The sequence below is a fragment of the Streptomyces sp. NPDC059092 genome (genome assembly GCF_042756365.1).
Lineage (GTDB): Bacteria > Actinomycetota > Actinomycetes > Streptomycetales > Streptomycetaceae > Streptomyces.
This window is the reverse complement of the sequence record NZ_JBHZEJ010000001.1, coordinates 231,641-248,570: the sequence shown is the minus strand read 5'-3', so window position 1 is coordinate 248,570 and position 16,930 is coordinate 231,641. Positions and strand designations below refer to the sequence as shown.

The following is a 16,930-nucleotide window of genomic DNA, read 5'->3' as shown; positions in this document are numbered from 1 at the left end:
GCCTTCCATCTCGCTCAGGCCACCAGCGGCGCAAGCCAACAGGTGGGCTGTGATCCGGCGTTGGTGCACCGACAGATTCACCCGGGAGAGTTCCGTGAGAAGTTACACGGCGGGACTTCTCGATGCGATACTAGCCATCGAGCGGCTACGCAGTGCAACCGTACGGACTCGGTGAGTGCGCGCTGACGTGCCGCAGAAGGGAGCACGACCCATGTGCAGTTACGGAGAGACCCCCCTCCGAACCCGTTACGTCCTGCCCTTTGTCGCGGCCCCGATCGAACTGCACATGCTGCGGCGAACCGTCAGGGAACAGCTCAGGGAGTGGAACGCCTCGACGCTCTCGGACGAGGCGCAGCTCGCCGTCACGGAACTCGCGACGAACGTGATCAAGCACGTGGGCTCCGACACCCCGGCCACGCTCGTCCTGGAACCGGCGGAGGACCGCCTCCGCATCGAAGTGCACGACACCAGCCAGAAGGTGCCGACACGGCAACCGCAGAACTGTGGCCAGGAATGCGGCAGGGGCCTGCATCTCCTGGCCGCGATGGCCATGGACTGGGGCGCGGCGGTCACCGCAACCGGCAAAGCGGTGTGGTGCGAATTCTCCCTGGTCCAGGAAGGTCGGTGCCTCCGCACCCGTCGAGCATCGACGGTGCTCGACACCTACCAGGACCTCCCCGGCACCCTCAGCGGCCTCAACGTCTCCCGCCCACCCACGGGAGAAGAATCCGCGACCCACCTGATCGCGGATCTCCTCCACTGGCTGGCAGCCCACGGCGGCGACCCGGACGCGATCCTCGACCGCGCCCAGACGCACTACGAGGCAGAGGCTGCCTGACGTGGAGGAAACGCAAGCACGTCCCGAAAGCCTGTCGATTCGGCAGCCTGTTCCACGGAAAACTCAACTGGTGTGTCGAGTCAGCAACGACTTCGGGAGGCTTGAAACGATGGCTGGCTCCTGGGAACCGCGATAAGCGAAGTAGAGGTCCTCGCGAGCACGAGTGCACAGCATGAAGAAGCGAAGGCGTGCCTCCGCACCGGTCGGGTCCTCCGTGTATGCGTCCAGGTCGGGGACGAAGACGCTGTCGAACTCGAGGCCCTTCGCGCTGGCGGTGCTCACGAGCCGGATCGGCCGTGTCGAAAAGTCGATGGTGTCCCGGTATCGATCGCCGGACGCATATGCCTGGGTGTACTTGGCGAGCTTGAGTTCTGTGAGTGCGCTCTGGATGTCCCGCAGCAATTGATTCGACCTGCAGATGATTCCGATGCTTCGCTTGGGATGCGCGCGAAAATAGTGTGCGACTCCGCTGAGGAGAGGCTTCAGCGAAGGAACTCTCACCACCGTCGGTGTACGGCCTGCGCGTTTCGGTGAGGAAGAATTCTCCCTGGTATCCGTGTGGAACTCCGACGCCAAAGTCGCGATCTCTCGTGTGTTCCGGTAGTTCTCGCTCAGCACGAGTGGAGCGGCGCCCACGGCGAGGGCTCGGCATATCTCGGACAGGGTGCTCTGATCGTCGTCGATCCGCTGATTCTCGTCGGCATGGACGGTGACACCGACGCCGACGATCCGGCACCACTGGTAGAAAGCGACGGGGAGTTTCTGGCCCTCGTCGATCACCAGGTGCGCGCTCGACTTGAAGCCCCGCATGATGCAGTGCCGCTGCATCTCGATCCAGTCGTAACTGAATCCCTTCTCGTCGGTGCTCGGCGGCTCGGTTTCGAAGTGCCGGCTCCAGAAGCACCTGACCCATCGATGGTAGGTGGTGATCTTGATCGCTTCCGTGAGGTCCGGTGCGACTTGGGCGAGGTACTGATGGAGCGGATTGGAGTGCGTGAAGAGGGACACGTCGCGACCGGTCACAGCCAATGCCCAGGCGCGGTAGACCGCCATTACGGTCTTTCCGGAACCTGCCGCGCCGGTGACGACATGGTTTCCGTGGAAGGGGAGATCGATCGCGGCTTGTTGCTCTGCCTTCAGATCCAGCAAGGAGGGAATTCTCATGGCAACTCGACGACGCCGGCGGATTCCTCAAGAGCGGCCTGGATGACCCCCCGAAAGAATCCTGGGACCTCGCTGTCGCCGATCAACAGGGTCCGGTCCAGAAGGGAGTTGTCGACCTCGCAGCAGGTCTCTGGAAGGAGCGTGCACGCATGGCAGGCGGCGCGGTTGAGGTTCGCCAGCGACCTGCCCGTCGAGTCGGCGCACAGAGGGTCCTGCGAGCACCATTGAGCAGATTCGAGCAACCTGATCAGAGTCTCGGCGAGGTTGGGGGGTTGCCCCTGGCGGACGAGCCCACCCAGCGTCCCTTCCGCATCCCCCGCAGCCGTGTAGACGAACACCCCGGCTTGGGGCGGCAGCCCGCTTCCCGGGGCGTGGCTCCGGGCATAGACGCGTTCTCGTAGTGAGGCCGCGTTGTATCCGCTGTCGTACGAGAGCTGGCGGATGAAGTGATGGGCCAGGGTGTGCAGCATCACGAACCGAGGAAGGAGGGTCGGCCCCGATTTCTCTCTGAGGCGGTCGGCCTTGTATGAGGCGCTCAGGTTGCGTTCGATGCGTTCTGTCCAGTCCCGCACCGGTGGAAGTCGCTCCCAAATGCTCAGGCGTGCCTCGTCGACGGCGATGAAGATTCCTTCGCCGTAGGTCTCCACGGCAGGCAGCCATTGGGGGCGAGAACGCGTGTCGACCGACACGATGCGTCCGCCCTCGGTCCCTTCACCGTCGCCGGAGCTGGGCTCGTACCGGGTGAACCCTTCGAGTGCGCGCACCTCGCGCACCCGGTCCGCGACGACCACCGCGGAGATGTCCGCGGCCAATTTCCGCATCGACTCAGGGTGGTCGTGATCGATTCCGAGGTGGGACCGACGTACTGAGAACGTATCCGAGTTGGCAACGGATCCTGGTACGGAGAAGGCTGTCCATTCGGCGATGCTCAGGTCGTCTTCCGAATGATCCGGGTACGCCGTCGCCGTGGCCTCTTCGGTCTGCCGGCGTCGCAGCGCTTCCACGAATTGTTCCGGAACATCGCACTCCGTGGCGATGGCCTCTCTGAAATGCCCAGAAATCGGGCTGTCGCCTTCGTCGATATAGTGCGGCCAGAAGCGGTGGTTGACGATGTTCCGGGTCGCTTCGTCGTCCTCGGTGAGACCTGCGGGTTCGGGGATGTCGAGCGCCGAGTGCGTGATCGGGAAGTAGACGTTCGAGGCACCGCGCTGTACTGCCTGAGGTGTCTCCCCGCAGGAATCCTCCTCATCGCTCTCGGATTGCCAGGGGTGGGTTCCCGGGCACGGGAGGCCCATCTTCTGCAGGATGTTCTTCTGGCTGATTCCCGCCAGATTGCGCCCGGCGCGACAGACGGAGCAGACGACGCGCAGGGCATCGAGCCCGGAGGATTGAGGTGTGGCCACGAACCGGAGCCGTTTCACCTCGCATTGGCGCTGTGCATGCCCTTCACCCCTGGAATGAGCCCACCCGTGCCAGTCGATGTCGGCCATGTGACCGGCCCTGCACACCTGGATGAAACGCATCGGGGCCAGCGTCGACCTTCCCGCGCATCGCCCGCACGTCGGTTGTTTGTCCCTCATCTCGCGACTCGTGACCCAGAGCTGCATCTCTCGACACTTCGGGCAGAAGAGCCACTTGGGGAATCGTACATACGAAGGTCCGACGCGGGTCGCGTGGGCGGCCTTCCCGGAGGGGATGACGGGGGCCGAGCGAAACTGCGCGACCCTCAATTTCTTTGCGAGCCGAGGCGACTCCACCAGTTCCGCCTTCGTCGACCAGCCTCTGATGTCGCCGGCGACGAACGACTCGCCTCGGAGGTCGAGGATCCCGCCGACACCGAAGGGGACGATGGTCTGAGTCCTGCGGACCTTCCGCCGAATATTTCTCACCGCGGTCATGCTCCCCTCACGGCGACAAGGCACTCGCGATCGACGTTGCGCATTGACTGGGCCGTCTCCCACATGCCGCCCTGCTTGCCGAAGTCGGTGAGAAGCGCGGAGTACATGCGTCCCTGGGACTGGTAATGGAGCCGGCTGCCGTCACCACGCGCGATCTCGGCCTCCTGCCACCACTCCTCGATCCGCGAGTCCAAGTGTGCGGCGGCGGCATCGGCCTCTTCCGGATCGGCCCGCCGCACGTGGTCCACCACGAGGTCACGGATCCGGGCGACCTCGGATGCGTGATGGACGATGTCCCCTGCCTTGTCCTCCGCGTCCAGACCGATCCCGTGTCGCACCAGGATGGTGAGTACGGCGTGCAGTGCTCGTTTACGCGAGGGCATGGACCATGGTGTGACGCTGGTCGGTTCGACATGCCGATAGAGCGAGCGGTGGTACACACCGAACGACTCGTAGTGTGACCGGTCCCGGGGTTTGGTCGAACGGAAGAGCGTGACGATCAGCCCCGGTACATGACGACGGCCGACGCGGCTGGTGGCCTGGATGTACTCCGAAGTCGTCTTGGGCTGCCCGTTCATGAGCATGAGGCCGAGTCTCGGAACGTCGACGCCCACGGAGAGCATGTTGGTCGTGGCAAGGAAGGAGATGCTGTCGTGACTCTTGAAGCTCTTGCTCAGACGTTCGAGGATCCGAGGCTGAGCGGCGCGTGGGATATTGCTGGTGAGCTCGACCACCGACTTGTCGTTGTTCAGCTCGCGCCGTTGCGTGTCGTCCTTCGTCAGATGCTCAAGGCGCGCGGGGATGTCGTCCCTCGCGATCGTGACGGTGCGGCCGAGTTCCCGCAAGCTGTTGTGATAGGCGACCACGGTCCAGTACGCGTCGCGGAGCGTGTCGTCCTCGCAGATCTCCTTCGGGGCCTGCAACGCGGCGGCGCCCACATGAACGGTCGAGGTCGAAGCGGTGTGCCCCTGCGCCATCACGCCCACGTACAGCCGGCCGGGCTTGTCCTTGTCGGGCGAGGCGAAGTAGGAGTTGCCGGCTTTGATCCCCGCTGGGGGAAAGAGTTGCGCCGGACGACCGTAAAGACTGCGTACCTGGTCCTGCGAGCGTCGGATCGTCGCTGTCGACGCAATGACTTTCGGCACGGTGCCGCCCCAGGCGCACAGTTCGAGGATGGCCGATTCGTAAAGACCGACCGTTGTCCCCAGTGGGCCTGCCAGCAGGTGCAATTCGTCCTGAATCACCAGGGATGGGGCGCGCTTGCCGTCCTTGCCGAAGAGGTTCCCGGCCTCCCGTTCCCACGCCAGGCGGGCGAACTTGTCCACCGTGCCGAGCACGAACGTCGGAGGTTTCCGGTAGATCTGTTCGTCCACGACGGACACCGGGAGCAGTTCGTGGAAGTCACAGGTGTCACGCGGACAGAAGAACGAAGTGGTGACGCCATCGGCACGGATGCCGAAGTCCTGGTCCCGCCCTGATCGTTCCGGGACGATTTCGGTACCGCACCAGGGACAACGTTCCAGGAGGAAGCGGTCATCGGGTTCGTTCATCTGTTTTAGTTCCCCGAGTTCGTCCTGTGCGGCGGAGATCTTGTTCGGAGTTGTCTCCTTGCCCACCCAGAGCCCGATGGTGATGTGCTCCTCCCCCAGGTGGTGGGGCAGCGGCCCGTCGTCTCCCCTCCTGATGTACTCAAGTGCGCAGACGGCCGTCGCCGTGCGTTGGAACTGCTGCGTGGTGAGCAGGCTCAGGGTGTACCGGCTCAGCACGGCGGTGCCACCGCCGAGGGCACCGAACCGCAGGCGCCGCCAGAGAATCTCGAAGCAGGCGGTGAGGAGGTACGCCTCCGTCTTGCCGCCTCCGGTGGGGAACCAGATGAGGTCGACTGTCCTGCGATCCTCGTGCTCAGGGTTCATCAACCCCTCGACCACGAGGAGGAAGTAGGCGAGCTGGAACGGGTGCCATGCGTAGTCGCCGCCCGGTTCGGACAGCTCGACCACTTCGCTGTTCCTGCGACGACGGCTACCCGCGAGTTCCGGGCGGCTGTGGAGCATCTGGAGCGCCATGGCCCGGTTGGACAGGCGAAACGCTTCCCGCGCCTTCTCCCCCGCGGGTGTCGGCGCGGTGAGGGCCGCTACCCCCGACGCCATACGGTCGAGTGCGGTCTCGATGCGGGCGAGGATGCGTGCGGTGGGTTCGGCGGCCCATTGCTGCACATCCTCGGCCTGTGACCGCTGGGTCTCGAACCACTCGCGATACCCCAGGACGAAGGCGTCGAGTTCGACCCGGAGGTCCGCCACCGTGAGATCGGTCCGGGACAGACGCGCGAGGTTGAGTACCGGCAGGTTCTTGGGGCCGTCGGGTTTGATGTGCTCGACCACCTGCTGGGGCATGACCTGCGCCCGTACGGTGGTAACCGCGTCGGCATCGGAGTCCCACTCGACGGCGCATCCGTGCCCCACGGCTCTGGTCACGATGTGCCGGTACTGGACTCGAAGTTCCTGTTCCTCCTCGTCACGGCTGTTGAGACGGGTGCTGGGATACTCCAGCACCCGTCCGCCGAGTGTGGTCGCCCGAAGCTCGGCCTGGAAGAGCATCAGGTCACGGTCCTTGTACGTGCTCTCCTCCTCGTCATGGGCGTTGGCGAGGACACACGTGACGAGACGTCCGCCGCCGAAGGTGCGCCATCGCACATGGAGGCGGCCGTGGCCCTCCAGAACGGGGATCGGGGTCGTGTCGTCCGCCGTGACCGTTCTCGTGGTGGAGAGCCGTGGCTGTCTCTGCCAACGGCGACGCCCGCCCTCGCGGATTGTCACATAGCGGGAGGCCCCGCAGGTCACGTCAAGGTGGGACGCGTTGGTGAAGAAGGAGAAGCCGAGCGACGACGGGAGCCATGCGTTCGCCTCGGCCACGGGGTCGTCGGCGAAGCTGTCCTCCTCGCCGTTCCCTGGCGCCGATTCGTCGAAGGCCTGTTCGCCGTCCTGCTGTGAGTGCTCCAGCAGCGAGGCGCCACGCGGATACAAGGTCCCCATCAGGTAGCGACGGTCCGGAGGGTCGGTGAGGGTCTCGTCCTCGTCGACGGGGGGACCGACCAACTGCCGACGCAGGTAGGCCACGAAGTCGGCCCGGTGTTCGGAGAGTCGTGATTCCGATTCGTTCACCGGAGCCCCTCCTCCCGCGTCAGGGCGGCAATGCCGAGATCCTTCAGCATGCGGCGGGTGTCGGGGCCGCAAGCGACCCAGAGCTGCGCGCGGGCCCTGGTCCAGGCGACGTAGAGGGTGTCGAGGCGGCCCTTGAGATGGTCGGGTTCCAGGTCGATCAGGCAGACGACGCGGTTCTCATGGCCCTTGAAATCGGCGACAGAAGCCCAGGTGAGCCGATGCTTCGTCCGCTCCGTCCCGACCACGTCGACGAATCGCTCGATCTTGCCGGCCCGCTGGGAGAGACGGGCCGAACTCGTCTCCCACTTCCCGGAGGCGGAGAGCACCGTGATGTCCCGCAGTGAAACACCCTCCTGCACCAACTTGTCCACACAGGCGTCGAGGGCGGCGGCCTCCTCCCGGGGGTCTTGCACGTCGGCGAAGCGGACCGGTTCCCCCTCACCTGCGGAGGCGACACCCGGATCCGCCCCCGTGTAGCGACGAACCTGTTTGACGATCTGCACCGTGTTCCGACAGTTGCGGCTCAGGGGGCCGAAGGGCGTGCCGAGCTTAATCAGGTAATCCCATGCCTCGGGGTCGTAGGCGTCGGGCATCAGGACCTGGTTGTTCTGGTCGAGCATGAAGATCCATCGGCCTGTGTCGAGGCCGCCCGAGACCAGATTCTCCAGGACGCCGAGATGGTCGAGGGTCATCAGATCCTGCGCCTCGTCGACGATCAGGTGATCGAAGGTTCGGTGCGCGACCTCGTCCAGCCGCTCGAAGGGCAGGACTGTGATGGCGCGGTCGGAGAGGACTCGGCGCAGGTGGGTGGCGAGTGTGCTGCTCGCGCAGGTGAACAGGACACTGCCGACTGCGGCTTTTCGGCGAGCGGCCTCGGCGGCAAGGAACGTTTTTCCAGTCCCGGCACCGCCGGTCCAGGTCAGACGAGGATGGGTCTCCAGATCGTCCAGTCTGGCGAGTTGTTCGTTGGTGAGGCGTTCGAAGGTCACTTCAAGGTGCGTCAGGCGGGAGTGCAGATTGGGTACGAGGTCGAAATCCGGGCGGACGGCTTCGAGCATCTTCTTGCGCAGGGGAGCGGAGACGGGGGTCCTGGCCCAACGGTTCGTGGTCGACCAGAACCGGGTCGCTCGCTCGATGCCCTGTGCCAGACCGCGTCCGCCGTCGTAGGCAGTGGAGCTCAGATACTGCTCGGGCTCGAACTCCGTCGTGCGCGGGATATCGACATCCGGGGTGATCACCAAGTAGCCACTGGGGACACCGTGGTCCCTCAGGTCACCGACCAACGCACCGATCTCGCGGTCGAACTCGTGCATCCCGCCGTTGGCCTGGGCGAAAGGGCTCTCTTTGGGGCCGTCTTCGCGGCCGGGCGGGCCGTAGTACCACTTCCCGTCGCGCTGTTGGACCTGGCCGCCCTTGACCTCGATGAAGAGCAGGATGTCCGGCATGATGAGGACGAAGTCGATCTCGCCGACGCGTTTCCTGCGGTGCCGGGGAAGATGGACCGAGTGCAGTGCGACACTCTCGTGGTCCGTAATCGCCTTGAGGGCCGCGAACACACTTCGCTCGGCTTGGCTTCTGGCGTTGTTCGAGATCTCGCTCGGAATGATCCGCATCCACTCTCCCCATGGTCACACCCTCGGCTCTTTAAGATACCGGTGATGGATCTCGCGGTACGAAACCTGGTGGGGAAGTGCCAGCGGCGACGGCTCGATGAGTGATGGACTAGGGGACAGGGGGACGGCGTGTGGTGCCGGGGGGCGAGGGTGTGATGACCGGAGAGCGGGAGGACGGGGCCGGTAGACCGATGGATGATGCCGGGTGGGACCTGCTCGTCCGTCTCACACGTCGATTCACGGCAGAGGGGGTCGACCGTCGCACGTCTCTGGAACAGGTGACGAAGGCCGCGCGCCTCGACGTGCAGGAGACCTCTGTCCTGTACGAAGCCGTGATATCGGCAGAGGTGGAGGACGAACCCGGCGAGGACGAGCCGGACTTGTCGCAGAGCGTGACTGTTGACCATCCGGCTGATCTTGACGAGGACTTCGACGACCTGGATGCCCCGGAGGAGGAAGAAGACGGGCCGGACCCGGAATCGTTCCGAGGGACCGTGCGCGTCCACGACCTGGCGGTGGCTCGTCGTGCCGCTCGGGAAGTGCTCGAAGTCGATCGAAGGAGAGCGAAGCCGTACCGTCGCCTGCTGAGCGCTGAGGCGGAGGTGGGGCTCTGCCTCCTGTTCCGGGAGGGCACAGGACCGTCGGAGTCCTTGCCCGAGGGTTATCTGGCGACGCTTCCACGAGACGGTGAGGCTTACAGAGCTTTCACGGCGATGGTCATGCACAATGAGCTTCTCGTTTATAAGATCCTTCACGGTTTGGGGCGTTGGCCGGAGAACCCCATGTACGAGGATCTTCTGCAGCATGGCCGGATAGGTCTCATCCGCGCTGTGGAGAAGTTCGATATTTCCCTGGGATGCAAGTTCTCCACCTACGCCACGTGGTGGGTTCGGCAGAGAATCACTCGGGCCGTGGCCAACGAAGAAGCGGCGATCCGTCTTCCGGTCCATATCTGGAACCATGTGGAAAAAGTACGGAAAGCGGAGAGGGCATTTCTCGATCAGGGCAGGGTCCCCAATGTGGATGATCTCGCTCTGGCTTGCAAACTGAATGCCGAAAAGGTGAAGACCTATTTGGAGCTGAGTCGCCGTGCAGTCTTGTCGCTCGAACGACCCGTCGGCGAGAACGTGACCCTTGGGGACCTGGTCGTCGACACCTTCCGTCCGGTGCCGGGTCCGGAGCAAATGCTTCGGGCAGCGTTCGAGCGTCAGGAGATGATGCAGACCTTCGACGCCTGCGTGTTCACGAAGAGAACGCGTGAAATTCTTCTGCTGCGCTTCGGATTCATCGACGGGACACCTTGGACGCTGGACGAGATCGGTAGGCGGATCGGGGTCACACGGGAGCGCATCCGGCAGATCGAGAAGCGCGCGCTCCAGGATCTGAGGATCCAGATGGGGCTTGAGCCCGACGACGAGGACACGGAACGCCGTCGGCGGAACGCCGCTCGACGGATGGCGCGGGAGGCTGCGGGCGAGTCGCCGCCGTACGGCCGCACCGGCGCACCAGGCGCGGAGAACATTTGCGAGGGGAGAGAGGGAACGGTGGCCGTGAACGGCACTGAGTTCGATCGATGGTTGGCCGAGCGCATGCGGGAAAAGGGGGTGGACGAAAGTGAACTGGCGCAGCGTCTGGAAGTGCCCCGAGGGCTTGTCGAGACCTGGCTCCAAGGCCGCTCCGTTCCCAGCCCGGACCATGTGACCCAGGTGTGGGAGGTCTTCGGGTTGGAGGGCGAAGCCGGGCCGGAATCCGAGGTCGTTCCGGAAGATCGAGGGGAGCCGGTGGAGACACCGGCCGTCTGGTATCACCGTCCCGGACACGACGACGGCGGGCGGGAGTTCGGTAATGCGGCGGCCTTCGCCTTCGAGGCCGATTTGGAGGTTCTCGCCCGTGAGGCCACTCAGAACAGCCTGGACGAGCGAGACCGGAGGAGTGACCGTCCGGTCGAAGTCTGTTACACACTGCATGAACTGTCCGGTGACGCACTGGCCCGATTCCGTGCCGCGATCCATTGGGACGGGTTGCGCCCCCACTATGAGGCCGCCGCCGCCCAGGACCAGAAGGTCGGACGCGTCATCAGTGCCGGTCTGCGAGAGATGACCGAGCGAGATCGACTGGTTCTTCTGCGTGTCGACGATTACAACGCCAATGGGCTGACCGGCGACGATTATGAGGACGGTCGATTCGCGGCTGTCGTGCGGCGGCAACTCGACAGTCACAAGTCGAATGCCGCGGCGGGCGGTTCATACGGGCTCGGTAAGGCGACGCTCTGGTCGACCAGCCGTCTGGGGCTCGTCCTCATGAATTCCACGCTCTCCGAACCGCACGAGGGACACACGCGCCGGCGGTTGATCGGGCGCCTCGACCTTCCCTGGCGCGAGGTGGAAGGAAAGAGGTTCGCCGGTCCCGCTTGGCTGGGGCTGCCGGACACGGAGTCCGACAATGCGGAGGTCGTCCGCTCCTGGTGGGCCGACGAGGACACGGTCGAGAACCTGTATCTCACCCGCGAGAGCGATGAGCCCGGCACGTCCTTCCTGATCGTCGGAGCCCACGATGTCGCCGGCCTCGCAGGGGACGGACGGGATCAGGAAGGGGACATGGACGACGACGACAGCCTGGAGCGCATGCACCGGAGGCTGGTTCACGCGCTCGGGCGGAACTTCTGGGCCGCCATGACAGCGGGCGGGGACCGGAGGCCACTGCTGGAGGCGTCGGTACGGACACTGCGCAACGGTGTGGAGGTTCTCGCGGAGGAGCGGGTCGATCCTCACGTACATCAGCCCGCGCGCTCGCGTGCTCTGCACGCCTTCCTGAGCGGCACCACGGTGGACCGTCTCACGGAAGCGGGCCAAGTGGCCGTGGCCAAGGTGCCATTGAAGGTCCCCGAAAGGGACAGGCTCGCCGGTTCGGGTGGCGAGCACCGGGCGGTACTGCTTGTCACCGAGGCCACCGACCAGGACGGCAGGATCAACCAGGTGACCGCGATGCGTGGCAATCGCATGACGGTCAAGACCAGTTCGGTGCCCGATATCCCCGTGGGGACCAACCCGTTCCAGGCCGTTCTGCTCGTGGGACTCGCGGCGGGGGACGACGCGCCGTTCGCCGCCGAGGCCGAGGAGTTCCTCCGCTCGTCCGAGCCACCGGAGCACAACAAGTGGGCGCAGAACGAGGAGTTGCGGATGCGCTATTCGCCCTCGGCCCATCGGCGGATCGCGACGTTGACCACCGAGACCAACAAGGCCGTGCGCGGACTCGTGGCGATTCCCCAGGAGAAGAAGCGGAGCGGCACGAGCAGGTCGAATAGGCGGTTCAGTCTCTCGGGCAGGCCCGCCGCCAAGGTCAGGGGGACGGTGGCGCCGCCGAAGCTGGACGAGTTGAAGGCCGTCGTCGACGTCTCCGGCGCCTGGCAGGTCACCGCTGAGGTGAAGGTGTCGCCGGGGGGAGATCTCTGGCGTATGAGCCCCGTTGCCAAGCTGGACGTGCGCTCCGGCACCCGTCCCGTGGTCAAGTGGGCCGAACTCGTGGCCGTGAGCAACTGCGAGGTCTCCGACGGCATGCTGTATTTCCCGCCGGGGGTCCGCCGTGCCAGTTTTCGAGGCGTCACGGATGTGTCCACGCACCCGGTGCGAGCAGCGCTGACGGGGCTCGTCGTCGAACTGCAGGAGAGCAAGGGAGATGTCGCGTGAGGGCCTATCCCTACGAGCGGCCGACCGGTCCAGTGACGGCACGCGTCACGGCCGTCCGACTGAGCGGCCCCGGCGACCATCGGGAGCAGATGGACACCAGGGGATATTCGGTCGTCGAGCAGGTGGTGGCACTCGGCAGGGCCGAGCGCGACGACTGGCAGACCGCACGGCTCACCCTGACCGCGACCGTACCGGCGCGTGAGATCGAGACAAAGGGCCACTGGTCCGATGTCACGGTCGTCGCCGTTCTGACGGAGGGGGCCACCAACACGCGTACGGTCGCGCGGTTGACGCCCGACGTGGTGGGCGGGAGGGAGTGGTCGGGGGAGATCGAACTCGACCGGGACGACCACCTGGACCGTGCGTCCCTCATCGTGCATGTGGTGGCGGCCGTGGGCGGGGTCGAAGGGCGGGTCATCGCCTCCACGGACAAGGAGTGGCTGATCGACATGACGGCCGACGCCCCGCTCCGGCATCGCCAGATCGACCTGACCGCGGTCAGTTTCGCCCGCAGCGCCGAGTGGTTGCGCAGCTTCCGGGACGCCCCCTGGATCCTGGACACCGCGGGCCGGATGCCCGTCGTCCGCCTGAATTCGGATTTCGAGGGCCTCGTGGCGCTACTGGACGGCCAAGGCTCGAAGGTGGAGGGCGTGGTACGAGAGATACTGCTGGCCCAGATGGGCACCGATGTGTGGACCGCGGTCTTTCACACCGCCATCGGCGACCTGGAGATCGAGGACGATGGGACGCCGCTCCTCCCGCCGGACTGGCGCGGCGAGGTGCTCCGCGAAATGCTGCCGGACATCGTTCCCGGGCGATCGGTGGAGGACGCTCTTCGCGACGTCCACATCCGACGCACGGGTGAGGGGAGTTGGGCGGACCTGCAACCGCGCATCCAGTACGCGGCCTCCCGCCGTGCCGAGGTCCCCAGGGCCCTGGCCGATACTGTCCGTGACATCGAACGACTCGACCAGGAGAACCGCGCGTGACTTCCCGCCCCGAGTACCTCCCGGAGCGACTTGCTCTGCTCTCCGATGTACAGGCCGCGGAGTACATTTCCGCGGGGCTGCTGGAGGGACGCGACGACGTTCCTTCCATCGCGTTGAACAAGGTTGCCGAGCCGCTGCCCGACGACGAAGCACGACTGGGCCTGCACCGGGTAAGAGATCTGATCGACCACGCCCTGGCGAAGTTCCGGGGCGAGCGTCCCACGGCGGCCGATGCATGGCTGGCCCCGCGGTTGCACGAGACTCTGCGGTTGACGCGCCGGGAGGCGGCCGAGAAGGGAATCTGGACGTATCTGGCCCTCGGGGTGGCTCCGGACTATGTCGTCTGGCGGCATCTGTCCGAGCCGAAGGCCGACGGCACGCCCGGACGAGTAGCCCGGGACAAGTTCCTCGGCCCGCACTACAAGCAGGCGTTCGGGCGCCTCTGGTGGGCGGCCGAGCTCTTCCGCGATGGCTCGGACTACCGCCCCGCCGTCGTGGCCTGCGGTAGTCAGGACATGCTCAACTCGGCTCTCAGGCTGGACATCATCGATCACCGCCCCACCGCTCTCGCCCTTGTCAGGCTCATCGAGAAAGGGGTCGTGCGCACCGGTCGCGAGGTCAACGCACTGACGCCTGCGGTCAATGCCGCTGCGGCCACTCTGATGTACGACGTCATCGCCCCGGACCTGGAGCACGACGGCAACTCCCTGCGGGACTGGATCGCGGGGGCCGAGTCCGCCGGTCCGTCTCCCCGTAACAGCCTTCCTGAAGGCCCGGAGGAGGAGTGCGTCCCGGAAGAGGCGGTGCAGCGGCTGGTCGCCCTCTTCGAGGACCTTTTCGCGGACGCACCGGTCAGGGGGCGGGCTCCTGATGAGAACGAGTGACCTTGTGTGAGTCAGGTGGGCATCGTCCCTGATCGCCGCAACCGATGGCGCGCAGCTCGGCCGTAGTGGCCGGGGGCACATCGGGCCAGGTGACGGAGGCCGCCAACTCCCCGTCGGAGGGAGCGTTCCCGCGCAGCGCCCGGCTGAGTACGTGCATGCCCAGCCGGGGCGGCACTGCGTTCCCCACTTGCTGCGCCTGGTCCTTGCCCGACCACGGGAAGTTGTGCGGGAAGGTCTGCAGAACCCCCGACTCGGGAATGGTGAACCGATCGGACCTGGCCGCCTCGTACTCCTCCGCTGACCTGTACACCTTGTTCCGGGAGATTTTCCCTGTGACCGTGAAGGCAGGCTCGGAGGACAGACGCCGGCCCCGATTCTTCGGGTCGCCCCCGGAGCCGTAGTTCGAGACGACGAAAAACTTCATTCGGCCTTCCGTCCGGAGCCGGGACACGTCCAGAGGCGAACCCTTCAGTTTGCTCGCCTCGTCGAGAGCCTCCGCCATGGATACCCAGCGCCGAGTGCCCCCCGAGATGTCGGAATCGGCCGAGAACAGGTCCGGCTGAGCGGCATCGCGCTTCCCACGATGCAGGCCGAAGGGGAGATGGGTGGCTTCAAGCGGTTCGACGGCGCCATGCCCCGGGCGCCGGGCGACGAGTACGGCTCGTGTGCGTGTCTGCGGGACCCCGAACTGCTCTGTCTTCAACTGCCAGCATTCCGCCTCGTACTTGACGCCATTAAGCCGCCCTTCGCCGCTGCGCAGAAGTTTCGCGTAGACCTCCCAGAGGGGCAGGGCCGCGGGCACCTGCTCCAGAACGATCACCTTGTACGGATCGCGTCCGTCCGTTTCGATCGCCTTGAGGAGCCAGCGAAGGGGCTCCAGGACCAAGGCGGTGCGCGAGTCGTCGAGGGCGCGCAAGTCCTCGTCGATTTTCGCCTCGTCGTCCCCGTCCACAAGGCGGTGGATGAACTCCTGCACCTTGTCCAGCGCGCGCCGTCCCTTGCCCTTGCCCGCGACGGAGAAGGACTGACAGGGCGGTCCACCGGCCAGCACGTCGACTGATTTCGGAATCTCGTCGAAGCGACTCGTGCGCATCACGCTCACATCGGCGTGAAGCGTCGGCAGGCCTGCGGCATAGCGGGTCTCGCACGCGTTCCGGTCCCACTCGATCCCGATGCTCTTGAAGCCCAGAAAATGCGCGGCCACATCGAGGCCACCAGGACCTGCGAAAAGGTCCAGAATCCGGATTTCGTCGAGGTGGTGAACCTTTGGTTCCGGGCTGTTCATGGGGTTTGAGTGTAACGGGAGACGGGAGTTACAGGTGACACCAATGCGGCTCGGATCGCCAGCCCGAGTGCCTTGGCCACGGGGGGTGGGGAGGCATGCCCGATCTGTCGGTAACGAGCCGTCTTCCTCCCGGCGAACCTCCACTCGGACGGGAACCCCTGCAGGAGTGCGGCCTGGTCCGTCGTGATCCGCACCATCCCGCGCCGCCCGGCTTCAGGCGCCCAGGTGAAGTCCGCGTCGGGAATGTTGTCGGCCACGCTGCTCCCGTCCACCCCCATCCGGGCCCAGGCCTTCCTCGTCCCGGTCGGTCCGAGGTCCGCGCCACCCCGCCTGTCCGACCCGCCCACCAAGGTCGGCGCCACACTGAGTGCCTGGGCCGCCCATCGGTCGGCGTCCCGCCAACCGCCCGTGGCCATGGAGCGGCGGAGGGCTCGACCTACGGACAGATGCTTGTGCACCGTCGGCTCCGGTGGGCGGAACGCGTCGAAATACTGTTTCCTGAGCGCCACGAGCACTCCTTGTTTCCGGTTCTGGGGCACTCCGAAGTCGGCCGCGTTCAGGAGGAGCCACCGGAACCGGTAGCCGAGATGACTCAGCTCGTTGCCGATGAGGTCGCGTATCGGCGCGAAGCCGGGCGCGCTCAGCAGCCCCGGTACGTTCTCGATGACCAGAGCGCGAGGCTGGACGGCATGCGCCAGGTAGACGGTCGCTTCCAGCAAGCGCAGTTCGGCCTCGGTCTCGGGGAGCGCGACGGTCGCACTCGACCTCACCCGGGGCGGCCCGGCCGATAGGAGATCCACGTCGTAGATCTCCTGATACCTCGAAGGGGAGAAGTCCAGCAGGTCCGTCTCCAGAACCTGCCATGCCGGGCGGTTCCCGCGCAGGGTGGCGCAGGCCACAGGGTTCTTGTCCAGGAGCAGTACGGGTTCGAAGCCCGCGTGCTCCAGCCCCAAAGCCAATCCCCCCGCGCCCGCGCACACGTCGACGAATCGCAGTCCACTCACCGGCCCCGCCCTCCGTGGATCATTTCCGCCTGTCGGCCTTCTCCTTTTCGATAGCCGCGGCCACCTGACGCATCACGGCCTCCGGTGGCTCGTGTTCCCAAAAACGCAGAACCGTCCACCCCTCCGACCACAACTGCTCGTTTGTCTCCTGGTCCCGCTCGATGTTGCGATCGAGCTTCCGTCGCCACCACTCCGCGTTCGCCTTGGGGCTGGTGGCGTGCTCCGGGCAGCCGTGCCAGAAGCAGCCGTCGATGAGGACAGCCAACCTGGCACGGGTGAACGCGATGTCGATCTTCCGTCTGCGCATGCCCGGCACCGGATAGTGGGTCCGGTAGCGGTATCCGGAGGCATGGAGAAGTTGCCGCACCGCCCGTTCGGCACCGGTGTCCTGGTTGGTCTGCTTGCTCATCC

The 16,930-nt window shown here is 65.6% G+C and carries 11 protein-coding genes; 4 read left to right on the top strand and 7 right to left on the bottom strand.

What is annotated here, in order from left to right; translation table 11 throughout:
- Positions 1-211 precede the first annotated feature (211 nt).
- A complete protein-coding gene (locus ACFXPL_RS01030) occupies positions 212-838 on the top strand; it encodes an ATP-binding protein (protein WP_384910363.1) in 627 nt (208 codons plus the stop codon).
- A gap of 63 nt (positions 839-901) precedes the next feature.
- Here the strand turns inward: ACFXPL_RS01030 and ACFXPL_RS01025 are convergent, their stop codons facing one another.
- The 4 genes from ACFXPL_RS01025 to ACFXPL_RS01010 form a co-directional block, all read right to left on the bottom strand.
- Positions 902-1,987, bottom strand: a complete 1,086-nt coding sequence (locus ACFXPL_RS01025; RefSeq protein WP_384910360.1) for a hypothetical protein — start codon at positions 1,985-1,987, stop codon at positions 902-904.
- An 11-nt stretch (positions 1,988-1,998) separates the two neighbouring features.
- Positions 1,999-3,900 (bottom strand): DrmB family protein, encoded by a 1,902-nt coding sequence (drmB, locus tag ACFXPL_RS01020; protein ID WP_384910357.1) that lies wholly within the window; start codon positions 3,898-3,900, stop codon positions 1,999-2,001.
- On the bottom strand, positions 3,897-6,590 hold the full coding sequence (locus ACFXPL_RS01015) for a helicase-related protein (protein ID WP_384910354.1): 2,694 nt from the start codon (positions 6,588-6,590) through the stop codon (positions 3,897-3,899). The genes drmB and ACFXPL_RS01015 overlap by 4 nt, the downstream gene beginning before the upstream one ends.
- Before the next feature lie 464 nt (positions 6,591-7,054).
- The gene (locus ACFXPL_RS01010) at positions 7,055-8,671 is read right to left on the bottom strand and encodes an NERD domain-containing protein (RefSeq protein ID WP_384910351.1); all 1,617 of its coding nucleotides are present in this window, start codon (positions 8,669-8,671) and stop codon (positions 7,055-7,057) included.
- Between the two features lie 191 nt (positions 8,672-8,862).
- On the opposite strand from ACFXPL_RS01010, the gene ACFXPL_RS01005 reads away from it, so the two are divergent.
- The 3 genes from ACFXPL_RS01005 to ACFXPL_RS00995 are packed head-to-tail and all read left to right on the top strand — an operon-like array spanning position 8,863 to position 14,230.
- The gene (locus tag ACFXPL_RS01005; protein WP_384910349.1) at positions 8,863-12,357 is read left to right on the top strand and encodes a sigma-70 family RNA polymerase sigma factor; all 3,495 of its coding nucleotides are present in this window, start codon (positions 8,863-8,865) and stop codon (positions 12,355-12,357) included.
- A complete protein-coding gene (locus tag ACFXPL_RS01000; RefSeq protein ID WP_384910346.1) occupies positions 12,354-13,346 on the top strand; it encodes a hypothetical protein in 993 nt (330 codons plus the stop codon). Before ACFXPL_RS01005 ends, ACFXPL_RS01000 begins: the two co-directional genes overlap by 4 nt.
- Positions 13,343-14,230, top strand: a complete 888-nt coding sequence (locus tag ACFXPL_RS00995) for a DUF6339 family protein (protein ID WP_384910343.1) — start codon at positions 13,343-13,345, stop codon at positions 14,228-14,230. The genes ACFXPL_RS01000 and ACFXPL_RS00995 overlap by 4 nt, the downstream gene beginning before the upstream one ends.
- On the opposite strand, the gene ACFXPL_RS00990 is transcribed toward ACFXPL_RS00995, so the two are convergent.
- From ACFXPL_RS00990 to ACFXPL_RS00980, 3 genes are read right to left on the bottom strand one after another with little or no spacing between them, the layout of a single operon-like run.
- Positions 14,199-15,515: a DNA cytosine methyltransferase gene (locus ACFXPL_RS00990; RefSeq protein ID WP_384910340.1), complete on the bottom strand. Its 1,317-nt coding sequence runs from the start codon at positions 15,513-15,515 to the stop codon at positions 14,199-14,201. The two genes, ACFXPL_RS00995 and ACFXPL_RS00990, sit on opposite strands and share 32 nt — an antisense overlap.
- On the bottom strand, positions 15,512-16,519 hold the full coding sequence (locus tag ACFXPL_RS00985) for a DNA cytosine methyltransferase (RefSeq protein WP_384910337.1): 1,008 nt from the start codon (positions 16,517-16,519) through the stop codon (positions 15,512-15,514). The genes ACFXPL_RS00990 and ACFXPL_RS00985 overlap by 4 nt, the downstream gene beginning before the upstream one ends.
- A 19-nt stretch (positions 16,520-16,538) precedes the next feature.
- Positions 16,539-16,928 carry a very short patch repair endonuclease gene (locus ACFXPL_RS00980; protein ID WP_384910334.1) on the bottom strand — a complete coding sequence of 130 codons (390 nt, stop codon included), beginning with the start codon at positions 16,926-16,928 and terminating at the stop codon, positions 16,539-16,541.
- Positions 16,929-16,930 lie beyond the last annotated feature (2 nt).

Coding starts and splice junctions, on each gene's coding strand:
- ACFXPL_RS01030 (WP_384910363.1), top strand. CDS start 212: ATGTGCAGTTACGGAGAGACCCCCCTCCGAACCCGTTACGTCCTGCCC.
- drmB (WP_384910357.1), bottom strand. CDS start 3,900: ATGACCGCGGTGAGAAATATTCGGCGGAAGGTCCGCAGGACTCAGACC.
- ACFXPL_RS01010 (WP_384910351.1), bottom strand. CDS start 8,671: ATGCGGATCATTCCGAGCGAGATCTCGAACAACGCCAGAAGCCAAGCC.
- ACFXPL_RS01005 (WP_384910349.1), top strand. CDS start 8,863: ATGGATGATGCCGGGTGGGACCTGCTCGTCCGTCTCACACGTCGATTC.
- ACFXPL_RS00990 (WP_384910340.1), bottom strand. CDS start 15,515: ATGAACAGCCCGGAACCAAAGGTTCACCACCTCGACGAAATCCGGATT.
- ACFXPL_RS00980 (WP_384910334.1), bottom strand. CDS start 16,928: ATGAGCAAGCAGACCAACCAGGACACCGGTGCCGAACGGGCGGTGCGG.